17 protein-coding genes are annotated in these 19179 nt (G+C 52.3%); 9 read left to right on the forward strand and 8 right to left on the reverse strand.

Translation table 11 applies throughout. From position 1 onward, the window contains the following. Window positions 1-58 precede the first annotated feature (58 nt). Window positions 59-730 (reverse strand): hypothetical protein, encoded by a 672-nt coding sequence (locus NSU14_RS26095; RefSeq protein WP_340947768.1) that lies wholly within the window; start codon window positions 728-730, stop codon window positions 59-61. A 529-nt stretch (window positions 731-1259) separates the two neighbouring features. After that, complete coding sequence (locus NSU14_RS26100) at window positions 1260-2696, reverse strand: aminotransferase-like domain-containing protein (RefSeq protein WP_076242302.1); 1437 nt, start codon at window positions 2694-2696, stop codon at window positions 1260-1262. A 241-nt stretch (window positions 2697-2937) separates the two neighbouring features. On the opposite strand from NSU14_RS26100, the gene NSU14_RS26105 reads away from it, so the two are divergent. Next, window positions 2938-3888: a DMT family transporter gene (locus NSU14_RS26105; protein ID WP_340947769.1), complete on the forward strand. Its 951-nt coding sequence runs from the start codon at window positions 2938-2940 to the stop codon at window positions 3886-3888. Between the two features lie 103 nt (window positions 3889-3991). Here NSU14_RS26105 and NSU14_RS26110 read toward each other — a convergent pair whose 3' ends face one another. Next, a complete protein-coding gene (locus NSU14_RS26110; RefSeq protein WP_340947770.1) occupies window positions 3992-4585 on the reverse strand; it encodes a hypothetical protein in 594 nt (197 codons plus the stop codon). A 315-nt stretch (window positions 4586-4900) separates the two neighbouring features. Between NSU14_RS26110 and NSU14_RS26115 the strand changes: the two genes are divergently transcribed. The 3 genes from NSU14_RS26115 to glpX are packed head-to-tail and all read left to right on the forward strand — an operon-like array spanning window position 4901 to window position 7394. Next, window positions 4901-5545 (forward strand): helix-turn-helix transcriptional regulator, encoded by a 645-nt coding sequence (locus NSU14_RS26115; protein WP_340947771.1) that lies wholly within the window; start codon window positions 4901-4903, stop codon window positions 5543-5545. Window positions 5546-5563: 18 nt separating this feature from the next. Next, on the forward strand, window positions 5564-6364 hold the full coding sequence (locus NSU14_RS26120) for a pyruvate, water dikinase regulatory protein (protein WP_039302045.1): 801 nt from the start codon (window positions 5564-5566) through the stop codon (window positions 6362-6364). Between the two features lie 34 nt (window positions 6365-6398). After that, window positions 6399-7394 (forward strand): class II fructose-bisphosphatase, encoded by a 996-nt coding sequence (gene glpX / locus NSU14_RS26125; protein WP_340947772.1) that lies wholly within the window; start codon window positions 6399-6401, stop codon window positions 7392-7394. 446 nt (window positions 7395-7840) lie between these two features. Here glpX and NSU14_RS36050 read toward each other — a convergent pair whose 3' ends face one another. Then, window positions 7841-9019, reverse strand: a complete 1179-nt coding sequence (locus NSU14_RS36050; RefSeq protein ID WP_445670066.1) for a YsnF/AvaK domain-containing protein — start codon at window positions 9017-9019, stop codon at window positions 7841-7843. A gap of 378 nt (window positions 9020-9397) precedes the next feature. Between NSU14_RS36050 and NSU14_RS26140 the strand changes: the two genes are divergently transcribed. The 4 genes from NSU14_RS26140 to NSU14_RS26155 all read left to right on the forward strand — a co-directional run bounded on the left by NSU14_RS26140 (window position 9398) and on the right by NSU14_RS26155 (window position 13018). After that, complete coding sequence (locus NSU14_RS26140) at window positions 9398-9709, forward strand: (2Fe-2S) ferredoxin domain-containing protein (RefSeq protein ID WP_042134087.1); 312 nt, start codon at window positions 9398-9400, stop codon at window positions 9707-9709. Window positions 9710-9959: 250 nt separating this feature from the next. Beyond that, entirely contained in the window at window positions 9960-10805 is an 846-nt protein-coding gene (locus NSU14_RS26145) for an AraC family transcriptional regulator (RefSeq protein WP_042134085.1), read from the forward strand. 159 nt (window positions 10806-10964) lie between these two features. Next, entirely contained in the window at window positions 10965-11954 is a 990-nt protein-coding gene (locus tag NSU14_RS26150) for an aldo/keto reductase (protein WP_039302057.1), read from the forward strand. Window positions 11955-12109: 155 nt separating this feature from the next. Continuing rightward, the gene (locus tag NSU14_RS26155; RefSeq protein ID WP_340947773.1) at window positions 12110-13018 is read left to right on the forward strand and encodes an aldo/keto reductase; all 909 of its coding nucleotides are present in this window, start codon (window positions 12110-12112) and stop codon (window positions 13016-13018) included. Between the two features lie 119 nt (window positions 13019-13137). Here NSU14_RS26155 and NSU14_RS26160 read toward each other — a convergent pair whose 3' ends face one another. The 3 genes from NSU14_RS26160 to NSU14_RS26165 all read right to left on the reverse strand — a co-directional run bounded on the left by NSU14_RS26160 (window position 13138) and on the right by NSU14_RS26165 (window position 14479). Then, window positions 13138-13431 carry a hypothetical protein gene (locus NSU14_RS26160; RefSeq protein ID WP_042134081.1) on the reverse strand — a complete coding sequence of 98 codons (294 nt, stop codon included), beginning with the start codon at window positions 13429-13431 and terminating at the stop codon, window positions 13138-13140. Between the two features lie 166 nt (window positions 13432-13597). After that, window positions 13598-13741 (reverse strand): S-layer homology domain-containing protein, encoded by a 144-nt coding sequence (locus tag NSU14_RS36055; RefSeq protein ID WP_445670100.1) that lies wholly within the window; start codon window positions 13739-13741, stop codon window positions 13598-13600. A 3-nt stretch (window positions 13742-13744) separates the two neighbouring features. Further along, a complete protein-coding gene (locus NSU14_RS26165; protein WP_081969841.1) occupies window positions 13745-14479 on the reverse strand; it encodes a ZIP family metal transporter in 735 nt (244 codons plus the stop codon). A 365-nt stretch (window positions 14480-14844) separates the two neighbouring features. On the opposite strand from NSU14_RS26165, the gene NSU14_RS26170 reads away from it, so the two are divergent. Further along, window positions 14845-17697: an S-layer homology domain-containing protein gene (locus tag NSU14_RS26170; protein WP_340947774.1), complete on the forward strand. Its 2853-nt coding sequence runs from the start codon at window positions 14845-14847 to the stop codon at window positions 17695-17697. Between the two features lie 164 nt (window positions 17698-17861). Here NSU14_RS26170 and NSU14_RS26175 read toward each other — a convergent pair whose 3' ends face one another. After that, window positions 17862-19178, reverse strand: coding sequence for an amidohydrolase family protein (locus NSU14_RS26175; RefSeq protein WP_336102057.1), 1317 nt, complete (start codon window positions 19176-19178; stop codon window positions 17862-17864). Window position 19179 lies beyond the last annotated feature (1 nt).

Below are 19179 nucleotides of genomic sequence, written 5' to 3' on the forward strand. Positions count from 1 at the left end.
ACGTCGCTTCCCCCCGTCACATCTTACTCCGCCTCATCCCGCTTTAATCTGCCTTACACTATTTTCGCGATTTGTTACTCTGACGGCGCTGCCAGGTTAGCCCTAGTGCTATCAAGATCACCATCCCCGCACCCGCTCCCACATATAGCAGCCATGGTGCTGTTGCTGAATGGTTGTCTACAGGTACTGAAGGTGCATCACCTTCAGCGGTCTCCGGCGGCGCTGTCGGCGACCCGCCGCCGGTACCTGGCCCCAGCTCATTCAGATCTTCCTGCGCGTCAGCATACAGGGCAGTCCGGCTGCACAGGCTCGTAGTCAGCTCACTCTGTTCTTCATTCCCCTTCGCTAGGTTTCCATCTGCTTCCGCTCCTCTTGCATAAACCATGTAGCGTTCACCCTCGGCGAATTCAAAGCCGCAGCTGTCTCCGGACTGCGCCGTACTTACGGTCACTTGATTACCCAAATCACCCTTCCAGCGGGCACCCACCTGAAAGGTAACCTGCATGGGATCAGCGCTGGATTGGATAATTCCGGATGGTTTGGCGACCGATATTACGGTGCCTTCAAACACAGCCGCACTGTCTTCCAAAGCCTCCAGCGGCGGAGCTGGTATGACACAAGAACAGGCATAGGTAACCTGCGGACGTACGGTCAGTAGTGTCATGAAGACAAGCAGGGCACACAGGAACATGAGCAGGACGCCCCGGATTCTTTTTATCGCAATCATCATAATCACTCTCCTTATTCACCAGACGAAATTTCCAGAGAAAGGTTACTCTATAAACCATAAAATCCCATGCCAGCAAAAAGGCACGCGGGTATAATAGGACAGTCAGCGTAATAAAAGCTAAGTGATAACGGCTGCGTCACGGGCATGTGATAGCAAGCTGCGACCAGACAGCTACGTGATAACGGCTGCATCATGAGCATGTGCTACCAGCTATGCCTGACGGATATATGATAGCAGCTGGCTCATCATGTCTGCAGGCTAAACCCCAAGGCTTACCCGCGTCTACTTTCTGCATCTGCTTTCTGCATCTAATTTCTGCATCTGCTTTCTGCATCTACTTTCTGCATCTAATTTCTGCATCTACTTTTTGCATCTACTTTCTGCATCTACTTTCTGCATCTGCTTTCCGCATCTACTTTCCGCATCTACTTTCTGCATCTGCTTTCTGCATCTGCTTTCTGCATCTAATTTCTGCATCTAATTTCTGCATCTGCTTTCTGCATCTGTTCTTCGTATTTACTCTCTAAATTCACTCTCTATGTTCACCCTCCGCCTCGATCTCCCGCGCAATTGCGGTCAGCTGCCGCATCCCTTCACGAAGCAGCGCTTCGCTGGCGAAGGAGTAGCTGAGGCGCAGCCAGGACTTCATCTCGCCCAGCGGATCACAGATTTCACCGGGAACGAAGGAGATGGACTGCTCCATACAGCGTACAAACAGCACATCTACGGACACTGTGTCCGGCAGCTTCACCCACAGGTTCAGACCGCCCTGCGGCGCTGTCCATTCCCAGCCGGCGGCAGCGAGCTCCTCCTCCATGATCTCCTTATGCACCTGAAGCGCGATCCGCAGCTTGCCAAGATGCTGCTGCAGGCGCGGCGAGGTGTAGTAGTGGAGGAAGATCTTCTGATTCAGCAGCGGCGTCCCGTTGTCCGCCAGCGACTTGGCGGCAATCAGCCGCTCCATGAACGGATAACGGCAGGCTACTGCGCAAATCCGCAGCCCGGGGGCTACATACTTGCTGAAGCTGCTGATGTAGATGACCCAGCCTTCGGTATCATAGGCAAAAAACGGCGCCGGCGGCTCCTCCTCAAAGTGCATATCACGGAACGGATCATCCTCCACCAGCAGACAGCGGTAGCGCTCCGCCAGCTCAACGAGCAGCTTGCGCTGCTTAGCAGGCACCGTATAACCCGTCGGATTATGATGCGTCGGGTTAATATAGAACATCCGCGGCTTATGCCTGCGCATCAGTTCCTCGACCGCCGCCAGATCATACCCCTGCGGCGAGATCTCCACCGGAACCAGCCGCGCGCCTGCCCGGCGGAAAATATCCAGCGCCACACTATACGTCGGGCGCTCCACCAGCACGGCATCCATCGGGCCGAGCATGATTCCGGCGATCAGATTGATCGCCTGCTGCGCGCCCGAGGTAATCAGCAGCTCGCTGGCCGAGAGCTGCAGCCGGTACCGGTCATGGAAATGACTGCTCAGCGTAGCACGCAGCTCCTCATCCCCCTGCACGGTGGAATAGGTACCCATGACCTTCGGGTAGAGGTCGAATACTTTTTTGACATAATCGGACAGGAACAGGTTGGGCAGCAGACCCGGATCAATCAGCGCCTGAGAGAACTGGTAAGTGACCGGCTTCCGCTGAATATCGGACATCGGACTCTTGACCGTATACCCCAGCACTGCTGCTCCTTCTTCCACTGAGTTGGCCATCCGGCTGCCCGGCGATACATAATAACCGGATTTGTCTTTGACATACAGCATACCGTTCTCCGTAAGTGCCCGGTAAGCCTTAAATACCGTCAGCCGGTGGACACCCAGCTCATCCGCCAGCAGCCGGATCGATGGCAGCTTGTCATGAGCCTTCCACTCCCCCCGCTCGATCCGGTTCAGCATGAACTCATAGACTTGGCGGAACAAGGGATTACTTTGCTCTGCTCCCACTGACTTCTTCATATACCCCCGCCCTCTCCACAATATACTCGCAACCGCCCCGCTGCCCACAGCTCGCCATTCACCTTTCACCGTTCGCCGCTCACTCCAGCGCACACGTCCGCCAACTGCTCTTTGACCTATTGTACAGCATTCCGCCCAGCAACTGTTCTGTGTTCTGCAATCTGTTCTGCGCCTATGAGGATATGATTAACAGAATACTTTAGGAGATTGCCACATTACCACCACAAAGGGGCACGGAAACATGATTATGTTAGCTTATTCACTGGTCTGTCTGATCTTCGGCACAACCTTTCTCGCGATCAAAATCGGCGTAGACGCCGGAGCGCCGCCGTTCTTCTCTGCTGGACTTCGTTTTTTCACGGCAGGGGCGGTGCTGTTCCTGTTCATGGTAGTGAAAGGCAAAGCCAGCTTCTCGCTGCTACTGCGCAAGGAAATGCTGTTCACCGGAGCAACGCTGACCTTCGGCACCTTCGCCGCACTTTACTGGGCCGAGCAATATGTATCCTCCGGACTCGCGGCCGTATTATCGGCAACCGGGCCGATGATGATTCTGCTGATGCAGATGGCTTTTCTCCGGCAAAAGGCTCCCGCCTACTCGCTGTTCGGCTGTATCATCGGCTTCACCGGCGTACTGCTGCTTGTGCTGCCGAATCTTGCAGCTGATGTCACACCGCTCTGGCTGATCGGCTGTGTTGTCGTTCTGATCGGAGAACTCTGCTATGCGGCAGGGGCGATCTACTCCAAAAAAGTAACCACCACCTTCTCCGGAGTATCCCCTGTAGCACTGAATGCGGCCCAGATGATGTACGGCGGAGCGCTGCTGTTCATCATATCGCTGATTACCGAGCCGCTGCATCCCTCCTTCCTGCTATCGTTCAAAACCGCAGGCTCCCTGCTCTACCTGACCGTTGTCGGCTCCATGGTTGGTCATACCCTGTTCTACTGGCTCGTCTCCAAGACGAATCCCGTCTTTCCGTCGACCTGGCTGTATATCTCTCCGCCGATTGCCGTCGGGGTGGGCTTCCTGTTCTATAACGAAGCGGTAACGTGGGTAACGCTGCTTGGTGTATTCACCATAATCGCTGGCACCGTCCTTGTGAATGCGGGCGCGCTGAAGCAGCTGATTTTCAAACAAAAACCGGCAATACCCGTACTTCAAAAAACAAGCATTGAAGCTCTTCCGCAGGATTAATTAATCCTGCCCCTGTTTAGCAAAAACAGCCTGGACCCTTACAAAGGGCTCCGGGCTGTTCTGTTATTTTCACCCTATAGCTCAAGCGCGCTGGGGGATAACGCTACTCCTCAGAGCTGAAAAACAAATTCAGCGGCAATTCCTCATCGCTCTCAAAACTGTTCGATATCCTGTAGGTAATATACAGCTTCTTCTCACCCTCGCCATATGTCCACGATTCTCGGATAAAGCCTATTGACGGCATGAGCGGAAGCGCCATCCGGTCAATCGTCTGAACCGATTGCTCGACTTTGTCAGCCTCTTCATCATCCGCAGGCTTGTAATGTTCCAGAAAAGCACGCACTAGCTCTCTCGCATCCTCATAACCGCTTTCCGATCTGGGAAAGACCGTCCCAATCCGGTAACCGATAATTGTATCATTTGTAACATCTGCCGTAATCTGATGGATGAACTCCATTTGATTGACGGTCAGGACATCATCCTGCATGATTGTACCCAAATTCGGATCATATTCCCCCACAGCATCGGTAACCCCCAGAACGGCAAGCCCGTCTTCGAGCGGCTGGTTGAACACAGCCCTGTGCTCTTCCACCTGTGTGAACAATTCTGCGTACTTCGGGGTGTCCTTGCTGCATCCGGCAGATAACAGCGTTAGGATGACTATCCCGCAAATGAGAACGAAGCTTGATTTCCTCAAATGAATACACCTCCTTGCCTGATCAAACCTTACCATACATGTGAGGAAAGAGCATTAAATAAATACCATATATTAGAGAATTTTTCTTTTCCCTTAACGCAAATCTGATTAAGCTACCTATTTTTTCAGAAAATTATTATATATGACGTACTATATATTGCATTTATGATCATTATTGCGTATTATATAAGCAAGTTAGGGGATTTAATTCCAAATAGGACGTCTGAATGAAGAGGGGGAATCGGCGCACGGTGCTCCTTTTCTGCCAAGGGAGTGCCTGTATCTATAACGTAAACCGGAAAGTGGAGGAAAACTGTGATCGAACTGACAACCCGGCAATTGCAAATTATTGAGATTGTGAAAAAAAGAGCGCCGATTACCGGAGACCAAATCGCGGAAAGCCTGGGCCTGAGCCGGCCGACCATCCGGGGGGACTTGTCCATCCTGGTTATGCTCGAATATGTCGATGCGAAGCCGAAGGTCGGTTATTTCCCCGGTACCAAAGCCGCAGCGCGCCATAACAGCCGGGGGCTGCTGCAGGATACCAAGGTTAGCGATATCCAGAGCATCCCGGTCATTATCCGCGAGAATACAACGATTCAGGACGCCGTAGTTACACTGTTTCTTCAGGATGTCGGTACGCTGATCATCTGCGATAGCGACGGCAAGCTGACCGGTGTCGCCTCGCGCAAGGACTTCCTGAAGGTCACGCTCGGTAATCCCGGCGCGGTAACCATGCCTGTGAGCATGGTCATGACCCGCCAGCCCAAGGTAGTAACTGTTTCGCCCGATGACACGGTGCTTGACGCCGCGCAGCGCATGATATACCACGAGGTAGACAGTCTGCCGGTAGTTGTTCCCGGCAGCGGGGAAGGGTCCGGCTCAGGTCTGGACGTAGTAGGGCGGCTCACGAAGACTTCCATCGTGAAGCTTCTCCTCGAGCTTGAAGCCAAAGGATAACGGAGGAATCGATAGAGCATGGAGCCATCCACCCATTACATTACGATATGCTCGGATTCTATTGGAGATACGGCGGAAGCTGTCGTGCAGGCCGTCATTCACCAATTTCAGAATCAGCGTGTCACGATCAGAAGATACGGTAATGTCAGACATGAAGATGAACTGCGCAAATTAATGGAAGAGACCGCCCAGCTTCAGGGTTTCGTAGCTTATACCCTGGTCCAGCCGGAGCTGCGGGAGATGATCCGCGAGGAGGCGGTCCGCCTCGATCTGCGGATTGTGGATATTATGGGCCCGATGATGCAGGCCTTCATCGATACCTTCGATGATGCTCCGGAGGCCCGGCCCGGACTGCTGCATCAGCTGGACGAGGAATATTTCAGCCGGATCGAGGCGATTGAATTCACCGTCGCCTGTGATGACGGACGTGATCTCGGGGCCATGCTGAAGGCGGATATTGTTCTGCTCGGCATGTCCCGCACCTCGAAGACACCGCTCAGCATCTTTCTGGCCCACCGCGGCAAGAAGGTGGTGAATTATCCGGTCGTCCCGGAGGTCGGTCCGCCGCAGCAGCTGCTGAGCCTGCCGCCGAACCGGATCATCGGTCTGACCATGAAGCCGGAGTACATGCTGAAGATCCGCTCTGAGCGGCTGAAGATGCTGGGCTTGCCTACCGGCTCGCAGTATGCCAGCCTCGAACGTATTACAGAAGAGATGGAATATGCGGCAACACTGTTCGCCAAGCTGGGCTGCCCGGTCATTGATATTACGGATAAGGCGATTGAAGAAACCGCCGGCATCATTATGGGTTATATCTAATCTAACTATTCTAACTACACTGGAGGGAATCATTATGGAACGCGAATTGGCACTGGAAATTGTACGGGTCACTGAATTGGGTGCTTTATCCTCAGCACGCTGGATTGGCCGGGGCGACAAAAATGCGGCAGATGATGCTGCCACAACCGCAATCCGTTCCATGTTCGATTCTGTCTCCATTGACGGAACCGTGGTGATCGGCGAAGGCGAGATGGATGAGGCGCCGATGCTATATATCGGAGAACGTGTCGGTAACCGGAACGGCCCTTCCGTCGATGTAGCGGTAGATCCGCTGGAAGGGACCGAGGTCGTCGCCTGCGGACTGCATAATGCACAGTCGGTGATTGCAATTGCTGACAAGGGCAGCCTGCTGCATGCGCCGGATATCTATATGGAGAAGCTGGCCTGCGGACCGGAGCTGGCCGGTAAGCTAAGCCTGGATGATCCGGCCGAAGTAACGCTGCGCAAAGCCGGCATGATCACCGGCAAAGCGCTCTCCGAGCTGACGGTGATGGTGCTGGACCGCAAGCGGCATGAAGGCTTAATCAGCATCCTGCGTGAAGCAGGCGTGCGCATCAAGCTGATCAATCACGGCGATGTCGCCGGGGCAATAGCCGCTGCGCTGCCGGACAGCGATGTAGATCTGTACATGGGCTCCGGCGGAGCACCGGAAGGTGTACTCGCCGCCGCCGCACTGCGCTGCCTGGGCGGAGAGCTTCAGGGCAGGCTGCTGCCCGAAGGCCCCTTCGAGATGCAGCGCTGCCTGCAGATGGGTCTGGACAATCCGGCACGGGTGCTGTCCATGGAGGATATGGTCGGCACCGGCGATGTCATCTTCGCCGCCACCGGGGTAACCTCCGGCGAGTTCCTCAGCGGCGTCCGCTTCATCGGCAAGGAACGCGCCGAGACCCATTCGGTGATCATGCGGGCGCAGAGCCGCACGATCCGCTACATCCGCAGCATTCATTTCCTGCCGGGCAAGGACATCCCGGAGGTCATTCCGGCCAGAGCCAATGCGGCCTTTATGTAGGCATCAAGGCAGCGGATAACAATTGTATTTCATACAGTTATAACAAGGTATACGCCCAGATTTATTACGCTAAGTGTATTCTGTACAGCTAAAATAGCATGAGGTGATCCTTTTGAGAGAAACTGGTCAATATAATTGTATAAAGTGCAACTAAAGCACTTCCCGGGCAATTTTCAGTGATTTTAGTTGCAGAAAATACAGTTAAAGCCTCGCCGGATTGGGTCCTCTGCTTCAAGCGGAATTTCATTCTGATCCGAGGATTACCGGTTCAATGAATATACAAAAGGGTTTCCGTGAAGTCCGGCTGGACTTCGCGGAAACCCTTTTATTTTTCTCGCTGAAACAGCTCCATGATTAAAGTGACGGCAAGGCCGTTCCCACTAGCTTTAGCCTTAATGACAAATCCCGTCATCTAGCCTGTCAGAATGTTATAACGTCCCTGCTATTTAACGGCTGCGGCTGTGGTCTCTCAGCAGCTCGTCACTGCCGTCCACCTTCACTTCTCCGCTCTTGTCGACCCGTGCTTCCTCGCGTCTGACCGTATCCTGTACCTGCTCGGTTCCCTGAACCTCACGTTTGTGAATTTCGACTTCACCGGTAACGACCGTATTCTTACGGACCTCCACCTGCTCCTCGCTCACCGGGATTCGGATCGTTTCATCCGCGCCAACCGGCTCTGCTGTTGTGTCATTATTGACGGCACGCCGCTCAATAACAAGCTCTTCATGGGTAACAGGGACATTGATCGTTTTCTGCTCTTCGATGATTTCCTTGTGTACGTTGACCTCACCGGTCTGCACCTTGTTCTTGGATACGTCCAGCTGTTCTTCACGCAAACGCAGCCTGCGGTCTTCATCCGGATCATTGAACCCGCCAGTTCGTGTACTATCCAGCGCCCCGTCTATGCCATTCGGCGTACCGGAATATACATCTCCCGTCATTCCCCGCCGGTTCACATCATCCAGTGCTCTTGTCCCCGGGAGATCATGCTCCGTTGCCGAATTCATCGTATCCAGCCCTGTATCGTCCCTGCCTTCAAGACCCGAGCCGTTGAACGCGGCATCCACGGTATCTGTTACCGAATGACGTGCGGTATCCGCAGCATCGCCGGTTGTATTAGGATCATCCATATAACGGTCTGCGTTCGCTGAATTATGGTTGCGGAAAATGGAGTATACATCACTTGCCCGCGTGTTATCTGCATCAACCATGACCAGAATGCGTCCTTCATCCACATAGTTGTCGTAACTCTCCGCTTCATCCTCCGGAATACCCAGCCCGATCAGACCGCCCACAAGCCCGCCTGTTCCTGCACCTACGGCTACTCCCGTCAATGTCGCGGCAATTGGTCCCGCAGCAATAATCGGCCCGATCCCCGGTATCGCCAGCGCGCCGATGCCTGCCAGCAGCCCGGTGACACCGCCGAGTATACCGCCTGTTGCTGCACCGGATGCCATGCCTTCAGGCGCCTTGGTTCCTGTCTCATCACTGATCGCTTCAACATCCCGTTTATTTCTCGCTATCACTGAGATATCCTCTGTCAGAAACCCGTGACTCTTCAAGTCTTCAATGGCCCGTGAAGCTTCATGCTCGGTATAGAATACACCTACAATTTTCTTGTTCATAACGATTCCCTCCTGGTAGCTTATTTTGTGAATAAGGTTAGTCTCACTTTAACTTTAACTTTCACATCCCTTACTTAACCAAACAGGCATCCGCGAAACTGATTTTTTATAAACTTGTAAACGTAACCTCAAAATTATTTATGAAACAGGAAATAACCCGGGAAATAATTTCCAAGCGGATTTCCTCCTGCATTCCGGACACATTTTACTCATATTCCCCGTTTCGGAGTCAGCATAGATAACACTTAATTATCCGCCTCATGGCATTTATTAAGCCTTTTAGAACAATGGTCTCAACCGCATTACAGCACCGCCAAAAGAGGCTATACTCCTCATAAGACAGGTCAGCCACTCAGATATCTTATAGGGGGAACCGCGATGAATATGCGTTTGAAGGTGCTCAAGAAACATTTACTTTTCTGCTGCAGCGAACACTGCAATAACCAGGATGTTGAAGAGGTCATGCAGGAATTCAAAGAGCAGATGGTGGAACACGGGATTAACAAAACGGTCAAAATCAACAAAACCAGCTGCCTCGGCCTATGCGGCAACGGTCCTTTTGTCATCGTCTATCCTGACGGAATCTGGTACTACAATGTAACCACCGATGATGTGGCGCGCATTGTGGAGGAGCATCTGGTGAACGGTGTGCCTGTGGAAGAGCTCGTTATGCTCAAAATGGAAGCCTGACCCTGCCGAAGCTCCGGCATCTGTGTTATGAAATATGTACGTATGGTCCCTCTCCCCTTCAGCGGAGCCGGGACTTTTTGCGGTTGATCTGCCTTGGGGTCCCCGCAAAGTACCTGAGTAATCATCGAAGCCAGAGCCCCACTTTGTGGGGTTATTTTGCGGTTGATCAGCCTTGGGGAAACTGATGTATAATGGGGAATATACACTTTTTAGGCAAAGAACACTCCCTATACAGGAAAGAGGCTGAAGCATGGCCATATTCAAATATAATTCCCATCGTCCGCACCGCACCAGTCCCGATCTACATCTCCATTATTGGGGACAGGAGCAATGCGCACCCGGCCATTCCGTCGGACCCGGGGTCCGTGATTTGTACAAAATCCACTTCATTCACGAAGGCACCGGCAAAGTCGTTGTCGGGGAAGCGAGCCACACGCTGGGGGCAGGACAAGCCTTCCTCACCTATCCCCATGTTGTGACGCATTATGCCGCAGACCAGGACAGTCCCTGGACCTATTCATGGATTGCTTTTACCGGAGAAGAAGCCGGATATCTGTTGTCGCGGACTTCGCTGTCGCCCGAGCAGCCGGTGTTCCCGATGGATCAAGAGCTGATGCCCTCTCTATTCGAGAGGCTGTCTGAAGCCGCCGATTGCCAGGATGTGCTGGATCTGCCGCTCAAGGTAATCCTCTATGAGTTCTTATCCCTGCTGCTGCGCACGGTTCCGGCCACTGCAAACCTGGTGATTCCGCGTCAAAAGAGTGTCTATGTCGAGCAATGCCTCCACTACCTGCATGCCCATTATTGTGAGAATGTCACCGTGGAGAGCATGTCCGCTTCTCTGAAGCTGGACCGCAAGTACCTCTCCACATTGTTCAAACGGACGATCGGTCTGCCGCCGCAGCAGTATCTGCTTAATTTCCGGATTGCCAAGGCCTGCGAGTTGCTGACCGAGACCAGCTGTACCATCGGCGAGATCTCGCATTCTGTCGGGTATCAGGACGCACTGCTCTTTTCCCGTATGTTCAAAAAGGTTAAAGGCTGCTCCCCCAAAGAATACCGCATCCGCCACACCGATACTGACATTGTTCTATAAACATCATCCATGCTGACATACGATTATCCGCACGGATTCGGTACAATAAGAACGTGCCCCGGCCGGAGAAGCAAACGCTAACATTCCCCGGATAGGGAGCGCCAGTTTGTACACATTAATCACAGAACACACTAACCAACAAATTGTAGGAGGAATAATATGTATATCGCTAGTCCTGAACGCTATGACACTATGAAATATAACCGCACCGGCCGCAGCGGCCTGCTGCTCCCGGCGATTTCGCTTGGACTCTGGCATAATTTCGGCGGCAACGATGTGTTCGAGAACGGCCGGGCCATGGTCCGCCGCGCTTTCGACCTGGGGATTACCCACTTCGATCTCGCCAATAACTACGGTCCGCCCGCAGGCTCCGCCGAAGAGAGCTTCGGACAGATTCTGAAGAAGGATCTCGCCGCGTACCGCGATGAGCTGATCATCTCCAGCAAAGCCGGCTACTATATGTGGCCCGGCCCGTACGGCGAATGGGGCTCCAAGAAGAATCTCGTATCCAGTCTGGATCAGAGCCTGAAGCGGCTGGGCCTGGATTATGTGGATATCTACTACCACCATCGTCCAGATCCGAATACACCGCTCGAAGAAACCATGTCTGCACTGGATCTGCTTGTACGCCAGGGCAAAGCGCTGTATGTCGGTATTTCGAACTACAAGCCTGAAGAAGCGCGTGAAGCCGCGCAGATTCTCCGCCGTCTCGGCACTCCCTGCCTGATTCATCAGCCGAACTATTCGATGATGTCACGCTGGATCGAAGACGGGCTGCAGGATGTGCTGGCTGAAGAAGGCATCGGCACTATCGCCTTCTCTCCGCTGCAAAAGGGTATCCTGACCGACCGTTACCTGAAAGGCATTACCGCAGATTCCCGTGCAGCCGGACCAAGCGTGTTCCTCTCCGAGAAGGAAATCACGGCCGAGGTGATCGCCAAGGTAAGCAAGCTGAACGATATTGCCGCTGCCCGCGGACAGAAGATGTCACAGCTCGCCTTATCCTGGGTACTCCGCGGCGGCAAAGTGACCTCCGCCCTGATCGGCGCGAGCAAAGTCAGCCAGATCGAAGATGCTGTAGCTTCCCTGAATGCGCCTGAACTCAGCGCAGAAGAGCTGGAGCAGATCGAGAACATTCTGCGCGGATAATCCGGCGTCTGGAAGGCTGAAAGACAACATCTATTCTTACTTATAACGGCAATCCTGCCCGCCCGGCTGACAGCCAGCGGCGGCGGGATTGCCGTTTTGGCGTATCAGGATGATACAATAGACACAATTACAGTAACGAAAGGACGTCAGGTCAGATGAACACTAACCGTTTGGGACAATCTGATTTATATGTAAGCGCCATGGGCCTCGGCTGTATGACGCTGGGGACGGATGAGGTGAAGGCCGCTGCTATTATTCACGAAGCGCTTGATCACGGAATCAATTTCCTGGATACCGCCGATCTCTACGATGAAGGCCGCAATGAGGAAATCGTCGGCCAGGCGATCCGGCACCGCCGTGCAGATGTAATTCTGGCCACCAAAGTGGGCAACCGCAGAATTCCCGGCCAAGAGGGCTGGAGCTGGGATGCTTCCAAAAGCTATATCCGCTCGGCTGTGAAAGAGAGTCTGCGCAGGCTGCAGACTGATTATATCGATCTGTATCAGCTGCACGGGGGAACGCTGGAAGATGAGATTGACGAGACTATCGAAGCTTTTGAAGAGCTGAAGCAGGAAGGGGTAATCCGTCATTACGGGATTTCCTCCATCCGGCCGAATGTCATCCGGGAATATGTGCAGCGCTCGGGAATAGTCAGTGTGATGAGCCAGTACAGCATTCTCGACAGACGCCCGGAGGAGAGCATCCTTCCGCTGCTGGCCCGGGAGGGTATCAGCCTGATTGCGCGGGGACCGCTGGCCAGCGGCATCCTGACAGAACACGGCCGCAGCAAGGCGGAGCGGGCATATCTGGACTATACTGCTGCGGAGCTGTCAGAGCTGCACGGCCAGCTGATGCAGCAGACTACCCTCACCCGTACCTTGACGCAGACAGCGCTGCAGTATCCGCTGGCTGATCCGGCCGTTGCCGCAATTATTCCGGGGGCGAGCAGCCTTGCACAGCTGCGGCAGAATATTGCATCCGCTACCTCACCGCCGCTCTCTGCCCTTGAGCTAGAGGCTGTCCGTAAGGTGAGCAAGGCAGGACGGTATACAGTGCACTTGTAGAGTTGAATGATTCCAAAGCGAAAGAAGCTGCCTTTGAAGCTGCAGGAAATCTGCAGTCATTGGACAGCTTCTTTTTCATACCTCCGGGGAACAAGTTTGAATTACAGCGATAAATCCGGTTAACCGTGCTTTCTCTTCTTAACGATCCATATAATCACCGAAGCTGCAAATACCAGGGCAGTAATGAGCCATGTCAGCAAAAAGGCCATACCCAGCCCAATATTCGCATCGAGCGCGTCTCTTCTGCTCTCCAGCACCAGCATCACCGCGAGCGGAGCCCCGCTGGCAATCAGCAGAACCGTCATACTGTAACGGGCAAAGTTCGTCCGTTTGTGAATGGCAGCATACAAGCTTATGAAACCAGCAACCAGAAGTACAAATGTCAGTAAAGCTTCCCAGGTTAGTCTGTCCATCAAATCACACCTTCCATCTTCAAGCTAGCGCTCTATGAATCGCTGGGATAACAGCCAGTATAGCTGCTTTGGGAAGCAGACGCAAATCGTGTCTCGCTTCCAGTTCAATACAAAAAACCGCCTGGTGTCTACACCATAGGCGGTCTTAATATTGAGATCAATGAAACTATAGTTTGGAGATCAATTGTACCGCTTCAGCCCGCGTAGCCTTCTGCAGTTGATTAAATTTGTTGCCGCCTTGTCCCAGGATCAGCCCAAGCTTCCGGGCAGCGCTGGCATACGGCCGCGCCCAGGCAGTGATGGAACAAATCCGTCATCCGCCAAAAAACGTTGTAATATACACCATCGCCAGCAATCCAAATATAAACGAATAAGTCGAAGGCCGCTCATATCCATGGCCGTGGCTCTCCGGGATCAGCTCCTTATAGACAATGAAGAGCATCGCTCCGGCTGCGAAGGCCAGCCCGTAACCAACTACATTCTGCACATAGCTGGCTGTAAAATAACCGATGACCGCCGACACCATCTCCATGAGGCCGGTCAGGGCGGCAATAGTCAATGCCTTGCGCCGGGTCGCACGGGCATTCATCAGAAATATTGCCAGGATCAGGCCTTCCGGCATATTCTGGGCACCGATCGCAATAGCTACCATGGGCCCCAGGCTCGCCTGCTCACTGGCATAGCTGAAGCCGGTACTCAGACCCTCGGGAATATTATGAATGAACAGCGCGATCATCACGAGCAGCGCTTTGGAATCCAGATTGCTGAGACCGGGCTTGTTCTCCACATCAATATGCGGAATATGGCTCTCGATCAGATCAAGCAGAAGCACCCCGGTAATCAGACCCAGAGTAAGAGCGATGATTCCCGACTCTTTGATCGCCTGCGGCATCAGTCCGAAGGTGGTCGCGGACACCATAATTCCGGCGGTAAAGGCAACCAGCACATCCTTCCACAGCTCAGACAGCCGCTTCACGAACAGGATGGGAATCACGCCAAGAACCGTAGCCATTGCAGATAAAAAGCTGCCTAGAAACGCACTCGCCAAGTCTTCAACCCCTTTTGTGGACAGGACTTATAGACAAGCTTATGCTTCCGGCAGCCTTAAATATAACCAGAATTTCACTATTACGTATTATCCCGGTTTACAAAAACATTTACATAATAACGCAATTAATTAAATCGAATATCCTATTTTTATACAAAATACTACTTTTTACTCCAAAAAAACTAATATTTCATAGACATTCTTCGTCATTCAATAGTAGTATTTAACATTCAAAGGAGGTTCCTTTACATAACATTTACCTTTCCTAATTAGACTTTAATGAAAGCTGGTGTCAAGAATTGAAGAGAAAAAACAAGCTACGCCGAAACACACTTATTATATTACTATGTATTTGTATGAATCTCATGTCTTTGGGCCAATCATTCGCTGCTTCCAGTGCTCCTGATACTTCCGGGGCTACCGCTGTGGCCAAAGACGCAGCCGGTCATTGGGCGGAGGGTGTCCTTACGGAATGGCAGCAGCAAGGATTGCTTACCGGCTATCAGGATGGATCTCTTCAGCCTGACCACCAAATTACCCGTGCCGAATTCACAGCATTGATCAACAAATCCTTTGGTTATACGAATACAGCAGCAATCACCTATGCGGATGTCAAATCATCCAGCTGGTTCTATACGGATATTACCAAAGCTGCTGCTGCAGGATACATAATGGGATACCCGGATCAGACCTTCAGACCCAATCAGTCACTATCCCGTGAAGAAATGGCGGTCATTGTAAGTTCTGTCCTTAAGCTGAACGCAGTGGATATGGCCGCTTCATTTACGGATACGGCTGCAGGCCATGAGTGGAGCAAGAAGCAGATTAACGCCATTGCTGCAGCAGGCCTTATGAACGGTTATGGTCAAAAATTCAGACCGCTCGCTACGGCTACCCGGGCAGAAGCTGTCAGTGTGCTGGACCGGGCCTTGAAACTCCAAACGTCCTCTTCCGCTAATACAATCGTTTACGATAAAGCCGGTAACTATGGACCTGAGACAGGCGTTGTCACAGTCAACGGCTCTGTGTATATTGAAGCGTCCGAAGTTGTGCTGAGCAATACCATCATCACAGGTGATCTGGTGATCAGCGAAGCTGTAGGCAAAGGTGATGTGACCCTGAAGAATGTCACGGTTAAGGGTACCACTACCATTGCAGGCGGCGGAAAGAACAGTATCCATGTAGTGGATTCAGTGCTTGTAACCGTCATTGTCAATAAGAAGGACGGCAGTATCCGAATTGTCACCGAAGGTACCAGCTCGGTTGAACAGATTACTCTGCAATCAGGTGCACTGCTTGAAGAAGGCAGCGGAACCGGCAGCGGCTTCGGTAATATCGATCTCTCCGCAGCTATTCCGGCGAGTGCAGAAGTAGCTTTGGCCGGAACCTTTGAGACGGTAGATATATTCGCTACCGCTATTAAGGTCAACCTGACCTCGGGCTCCATCGGGCAGCTCACGCTTGCTCCAGGTGCCGCAAATACAAGAATTGATATCGCTAGCGGAGCAAGTATCAATACGCTGATTCTAAATGCTGTTGCCTCAGTAACCGGAAAAGGCTCCATTGGCACTGCCTTGATTAATGCCAGCGGCTCGACCATCGCCCAGACTCCGGGACATGTGAGCTACGGCAATAATGCTTCAGCTGTTGTTGGCGCTCCGGTAGTGTCCGGAAACAGCAGCAATTCACACGCAGTAACCGAGGTGGTCTACGGATTCGAAGGTTATATCTCGGATGTGGACAATCACCCGGTAGCAGATATGACTATCCATTTCCGTAAAGGTCTTGCAGCGACAACCGGAACCATTGCCGCCAGTGTGATTACGGATGCGGAAGGCAAGTATTTTGCCAATCTGGCTCCCGGCATCTATACCGGAGAGTTATCAAAAGCAGGATATATTACTACTTACGTGATTGGCGCTTCGTTGACGACCCATAAGAACACTGAACAGAATGCTACAGCTATAAAAATTCCGGCTGCCGACGAAATCCGGATTGTTCTCACCTGGGGCGAGTATCCGTATGATGAAGATTCGCATCTGATTGGGCCTGCACCTGGCAACCAATCCTTCCATACCTGGTACGGTGACAGAGAATTCTCCAATAATGATGTAGTGTATGCCGATCTGGATCATGATGATACCTCTTCATACGGTCCGGAGACTACTACCATCCGCAAACGTGTCGACGGCAAATATACGTTCTACGTCCACAACTTTAGCGGAAACGGAGCAGATCATACGCAAACCTTAGCTGCTTCCGGAGCCAAAGTAGAAATCTACAACGGCAGCAACGCAACACCGGTAAAAACTTACCATATCCCTGTTGCAGACAGCACCGATGAATACTGGCATGTGTTTGATATGAATGTTGCAGGCAGTGAGCTGAGCTTCACAGACACGAACATGTTGACAGTGAATCCCCCTTATGTTGAGGTTGATGTGAGTCCTACGCCTAATACCTACAACCTTTCTGTGGAGAATCATGTCGGTACCAACGACATTGTAAATGTTTATGGACTTGAGCCAGGTGATGTGATCTCTGTGTACTCAGAAGAGGGTGGAACAGCTGAACCATTGCAGACTGCAACAGTGTATGGTGAATCAACCAGTATTAGAATGACAGGACTTGATTTCGGAAAAGAGTATACCACTATCTATATTTCCCTGAAAAAGCCGAATCGTACTGAAAGCTATGCGATTCCTATCCCGGTGCTCTCCGAAGCATCTTATGCAGAACTGGCTACAACCATCGCCGGCAACTTCAAGGACCGGGTACTTCCCGGCACAATGACTGTTGGCCAAACGGTCTATATGGCTGATCCAGCGTTCGAGTGGCCTAGAGATTTTGATGTTAGAATTATGGATTTTCAAGCTCCATCTACCGTTACTGATGATGTATATCTACTTAGAGACTATTATTTATGGTACATGGATTATAACGGAACTGCAGAGCCGGTGAAATATAGTATTACGTTGGAGTTGAAACTCGACAGTTCTGCAGTTACCAAAGAAATCTTCATTACAGTTCCAAGCGTATTCACTGCGCTGCCTGAAACCATTGCCTATGCACGAACTCTGAATGACGATCGCCTTGCCGATCCTCTAACTGCCGCAGAAGTAGTTGTAAGCAATCCTGAAGCAACGGCCGAGCAATACATTCAGGCAATAAAAGATCTACATTGGATTTTCAGTTTAATTGCTAACGAAGAAGAATAGATCACGCAGCAGCCCAATTTAACATGTATGTTAAATTATATTTCCACACCAAATAGCCAGGCTTTCTATAGCCTGGCTATTTGGCATTCATTTGTCCAATTGCCTGACATCAATCTGACTACCTCGACTCCACCGTTCTATCATTAATCTATCCATTCCTCCCTCTACTTCGCCCACTTCTCAAACAACCGGTCTACCCGTCCTCCGATGGCTGCCTCGGATACTGCCTTGATCTTTCCTTGTTCAAAAACCACCTTCCCGCCAACGACTACTGTCCGGATCGCTCCCGGCTGCATGGCATAGACCATGTTCGCGAACAATTCCCGCTTCGGAGCCAGCGACAGATCCTGAAGGTCGAGCGCCGCGAAGTCGGCGTGCTGCCCGGTTTCGAGCGAACCCACCGGCAGCTGCAGAATCTCCCCGGCACTCCGGGTGCCCATCCGGTACACCTGTCCGGCGGTGATGCAGGTACCGTCCAGCCGGCTGACCTTCTGCAGAAGCGCACACATGCGCATCTCCTCATACACGCTGATCCGGTTATTGCTGCAGCCTCCGTCAGTCCCGAGTGTCACTCTGACGCCTGCCTTCAGCAGGTCGGGAATGCGGGTCACCCCGTCAGCCAGAAACATATTACTGGACGGACAGTATGCCAGCGACCCGCGTCTTGCGCCAATCAGTTCAATCTCAGAATCCTCCACCCAGACCAGATGAACCGCAATCATCCGCTCATCGAGAACGCCCAGGGAATCCAGATAATGCACAGGCCGCAGGCCATAGTCACGCTGGATCTCTTCTACCTCGAACATTTCTTCTGCCACATGGATGTGAAAAGGTGTATCCAGCTCCATGGCCAGCTTATGCCCGGCCTTAATCATCTCCGGTGAAGCCGCATGCGGGCTATGCGGAGCCGGATGTACTGTAACCATGGGATTGCCCTGATACTTCTTGGCTAATGACCTCGTCCGCTCTACAGCCTCCGGAACCGTCTCCCGGTAAGCCAGCGGTGCCCCGGTCCAGTCATACATCGTGCGGGCAAATACAAGCCGGATTCCCAGATCACCCGCGGCCCGGATCACAGCTTCATCGTAGACAGTTCCGCCGTTATGCACATAGAAGAAATCACAGACGGTCGTGATTCCGTAGCGCAGCATCTCTCCGAAGGCAAGCAGCGCGCCGGTATAGATGGCCTCTTCATCGAGAAGCGGTGTGTACTTGTACAGGGCCTGATCCCGCCAATCCAGAAACGGCTTATCAATCGCGATCCCGCGCAGCAGACTCTGGAAGGAGTGATTATGTGAATTGACGGTACCGGGAACGATAGCTCTGTTCTCCCAGTGGATGTGCCTGGCATCGGGATAGCGGCCCAGCAGCTCTTCACGTTCTCCCACATCCGTAATTATCCCGTTCTCCACCAGCAGAGCGCCATTCTTCTTGAATTCGTCCTGCGTGTACAGAACATCTGCAGAATATATTTCGCGCATG

Source organism: Paenibacillus sp. FSL R10-2771 (assembly GCF_038000205.1).
In the GTDB taxonomy this organism is placed as follows: domain Bacteria; phylum Bacillota; class Bacilli; order Paenibacillales; family Paenibacillaceae; genus Paenibacillus_AQ; species Paenibacillus_AQ phytohabitans.

Bases quoted from the DNA above. Each gene is read 5' to 3' on its own strand.
- glpX (WP_340947772.1), top strand. From the start codon at position 6,399: ATGGAACGCGAATTGGCACTGGAAATTGTACGGGTCACTGAATTGGGT.
- NSU14_RS26140 (WP_042134087.1), top strand. From the start codon at position 9,398: ATGAATATGCGTTTGAAGGTGCTCAAGAAACATTTACTTTTCTGCTGC.
- NSU14_RS26105 (WP_340947769.1), top strand. From the start codon at position 2,938: ATGATTATGTTAGCTTATTCACTGGTCTGTCTGATCTTCGGCACAACC.
- NSU14_RS26170 (WP_340947774.1), top strand. From the start codon at position 14,845: ATGTCTTTGGGCCAATCATTCGCTGCTTCCAGTGCTCCTGATACTTCC.
- NSU14_RS26095 (WP_340947768.1), bottom strand. From the start codon at position 730: ATGATGATTGCGATAAAAAGAATCCGGGGCGTCCTGCTCATGTTCCTG.
- NSU14_RS26175 (WP_336102057.1), bottom strand. From the start codon at position 19,178: ATGCGCGAAATATATTCTGCAGATGTTCTGTACACGCAGGACGAATTC.
- NSU14_RS26160 (WP_042134081.1), bottom strand. From the start codon at position 13,431: ATGGACAGACTAACCTGGGAAGCTTTACTGACATTTGTACTTCTGGTT.
- NSU14_RS26120 (WP_039302045.1), top strand. From the start codon at position 5,564: ATGGAGCCATCCACCCATTACATTACGATATGCTCGGATTCTATTGGA.
- NSU14_RS26150 (WP_039302057.1), top strand. From the start codon at position 10,965: ATGTATATCGCTAGTCCTGAACGCTATGACACTATGAAATATAACCGC.
- NSU14_RS36050 (WP_445670066.1), bottom strand. From the start codon at position 9,019: ATGAACAAGAAAATTGTAGGTGTATTCTATACCGAGCATGAAGCTTCA.
- NSU14_RS26155 (WP_340947773.1), top strand. From the start codon at position 12,110: ATGAACACTAACCGTTTGGGACAATCTGATTTATATGTAAGCGCCATG.
- NSU14_RS26100 (WP_076242302.1), bottom strand. From the start codon at position 2,696: ATGAAGAAGTCAGTGGGAGCAGAGCAAAGTAATCCCTTGTTCCGCCAA.
- NSU14_RS26145 (WP_042134085.1), top strand. From the start codon at position 9,960: ATGGCCATATTCAAATATAATTCCCATCGTCCGCACCGCACCAGTCCC.